This is a genomic window from Corallococcus exercitus (assembly GCF_003611585.1).
Lineage (GTDB): Bacteria > Myxococcota > Myxococcia > Myxococcales > Myxococcaceae > Corallococcus > Corallococcus exercitus.
Genome location: NZ_RAVW01000743.1, coordinates 1 through 2,015, shown reverse-complemented (window position 1 = coordinate 2,015; position 2,015 = coordinate 1). Strand labels below are relative to the sequence as shown.

General features: G+C 70.0%; 2 protein-coding genes. Both read left to right on the top strand.

The genetic code is table 11. The annotated features are described in order from the left end of the window. Nucleotides 1-1,051 (top strand): CARDB domain-containing protein (locus tag D7W79_RS41565; RefSeq protein WP_276375635.1); only part of this gene is annotated, 1,051 nt, incomplete at its 5' end. A gap of 221 nt (nucleotides 1,052-1,272) precedes the next feature. Further along, nucleotides 1,273-2,015 (top strand): CARDB domain-containing protein (locus D7W79_RS41560; protein WP_276375634.1); only part of this gene is annotated, 743 nt, incomplete at its 3' end.

Here is a 2,015-nt window from a genome sequence, read left to right as displayed (position 1 = left end):
AGATCTGCGCATGTCTCGTGGGCTCGGGGAGGGGTATAAGAGACAGTCCCAGATGCAGGTGGGCACGGTGGAGGTGGGATCGCTGCCCGCGGGTGCGTGCGTGCTGTACCCGAAGACGGTGTATGCCGCCGTCCCGCCCGAGGCCACGCCGGCGCAGCCGCTGTACCTAGTGGCCCTGGCGGACGTGAACCAGCAGCAGGTGGAGCTGCGCGAGGACAACAACCTGCGCGTCGCCGCGGGCCCCATCAGCGTGGGCCATGGCCCGGACCTGGTGGTGACGGACGTCACCGGCCCATCGAGCATCATCCCCAACAGCCCCATCACCCTGAACGTGACGGTCTGCAACGTGGGGACCGCCTCGGCCGGGTCCTCGCAGGTGATGGGCGTCCTGACGCAGGACGAGACCCTGTCCTCGCAGTTCCCGCCCGTCACGCCCTCCGAAGCCCCGGTCGGGACGGTGACCCTGCCGCCGCTCTCCGCGGGCCAGTGCATGACGGTGCCCCTGAGCGGCTCCCCATACCCGCCTCCCTACGCGGACCCCTCCAGCCTCATCTCCCTGGGGGCCCGCGTGGACATGTCCAACCAGGTGGTGGAGCTGCGCGAGGACAACAACACCCGCGTGACGTCGCGGATCTTCATGGGCAGCGGTCCGGACCTGGTGGTCCGCTCGGTGACCGCGCCCACGGGCCTGCCGCAGTACAGCTCCTTCACCGCGCAGGTCCAGGTCTGCAACGAGGGCAACGTGCCCATGTACGGCTCCGTGCCGCTGGATCTGTTCATCTCCACGGAGACGTCCCTCTTCACCCCCACGCAGGGCCAGCCCCCGTACACGCAGGTCCAGGTCCCCGTGCGTGGCGCCATGGTGCCCGCGCTGTCCGTGGGCCAGTGCGCCACGCTGTGGATCGATGGGTCCGTGATCCGTCCCTCCGCGGCCACGACCGGACAGCCCCTCTACCTGGGTGCCCTCGTCGACGCACCGAACTCACTGATGGAGCTGCGTGAGGACAACAACGCGCTGACGATGGCCACGCCCATCGGCCAGGTGCCGTAGGCGTCCCCACGGGATTCCTGCTTCCCGATTCGCGATTGCCGGCCGGGGCACAACCCGGCCGGCGATTGACTCTCATGCCCGTAGATTCTTCACGCTGGGTTTGAATTTCACCCGCACAGCGCCGTTGAAGGATTCCCTTGGATGTCCCCGCGACGTTGAACCCGGCACGGCGGCAAGTGCGCGTGGGGATGCTGAATCCCACCCCCCATCAGGAGAAGCACATGTCACGGCTCATGCCGTCATGGAGACACGCGTGTCTGCTCATCACGGGCACGCTCGTCATTACCGGCTGCGGAAGTGAAGGCGCGTCGTCCGACGCGGTTTCCGTCCGAAGCCAGGGCCGCGCGTTGGCGCAGGGCTCGGATCTGATCATCACCGAGCTGCGCGCGCCCGACGCCGCCCGCCCGGGAGAATCCATCACCGTCACCGCGACGGTCTGCAACACGGGCACGCAGCCCGCGTATCCGCAGCAGGGGCCCCACCTGCTGCAGGTGTACCTGTCCACCACGTCCACGCAGCAGGTCCCGGCGCCCGGCGCTCCGCCCTCGCCCCAGCAGATGACGGTGGCCGAGCTGGAAGTGGGGCCCGTGGGCGCCCAGCAGTGCGTCACGCGGACGTTCACCGCGTACGCGACGCCTCCCCCGGCGGGGGCGCTGCCCGGCGCCTTCTACCTGGGCGCCAGCGTCGACACCCGGCAGTCGGTGGCGGAGCTGGACGAGACGAACAACGGCTTCGTCCGCGGCCTGATGGGCGTGGGCAACGCGCCGGACCTCGTGGTCACCGGGGTGAAGGCGCCCCCCGACGTGCGGCAGGGCGAGTCCTTCGTCGCGGACGTGCGCGTCTGCAACACGGGGACCGCGCCCTCGACTCCGACGCGGGCGGCGGTCGTCATCTCCACGCAGGCCAACCTGAAGGCGCCGGTCGCCGGGTCCATCCCGGCCTCGCAGGCGCGGGTGGGCGAGGC